The organism is Corynebacterium sp. MSK195, assembly GCF_030228885.1.
Lineage (GTDB): Bacteria > Actinomycetota > Actinomycetes > Mycobacteriales > Mycobacteriaceae > Corynebacterium.
Genome location: NZ_JASPGT010000044.1, coordinates 1 through 854, shown reverse-complemented (window position 1 = coordinate 854; position 854 = coordinate 1). Strand labels below are relative to the sequence as shown.

The following is an 854-nucleotide window of genomic DNA, read 5'->3' as shown; positions in this document are numbered from 1 at the left end:
TTGGGGCCCACAACACCGCACACACAACCCCTACCAGGTATCACATGCACACGGTTTAGCCTCATCCACGTTCGTTCGCCACTACTAGCAGAATCATTATTATTTTCTCCTCCTACGGGTACTGAGATGTTTCACTTCCCCGCGTAAACCCCCACAACAGCTATGAATTCACTGAAGGGTAACCCCACATAACCAGGGCCAGGTTTCCCCATTCGGACATCCTCGGATCAACGCTCAATTGACAACTCCCCGAGGCTTAACGCAGCCTTTCACGTCCTTCATCGGCTCAGCATGCCAAGGCATCCACCATGCGCCCTTAATAACGAACACACAAACCACCCACACAACAAAAATCATGCAGGTGGCCACACAAGTGAACTTGACAAAAAATTGATTAAAGAAAAAAGAAATCACACAAACACACACAAACAAACCACAAAAAGCAATCCATCTATGTGTGTTTAATGCTCGCGTCCACTATACAGTTCTCACACAACACCCCAACCACACACCACCAACACCAAACGCGTCAGCAGACATAATGGTCAGGCACAAAAAGAGGGGATAATGCCCCAGACACCCAACAATGCACCAACATACAAACAACATATTTTTCGTTTAACTGTGCACGACAAACGTGTGTCACAAAGCGCCATTCAAACACTTGAGTTCGTCTCTTAGGTGTGTGTTTCACCCGGATAATTTTCAATAATAAAAAGGCCAGCAGCATGACACTCGCATACTCAACCAACCACAGGGTGCAACTGCACCCACAATAAAGCTCCTTAGAAAGGAGGTGATCCACCCGCACCTTCCGGTACGGGTACCTTGTTACGACTTCGTCCCAATCGCCG

General features: G+C 47.7%; 2 rRNA genes. Both read right to left on the bottom strand.

Annotated elements, in window-relative coordinates:
- Nucleotides 1-330 (bottom strand): 23S ribosomal RNA (locus QP909_RS11720); the annotation flags it as partial.
- Nucleotides 331-789: 459 nt separating this feature from the next.
- Nucleotides 790-854: ribosomal RNA gene (locus tag QP909_RS11715) — 16S ribosomal RNA — on the bottom strand; the annotation flags it as partial.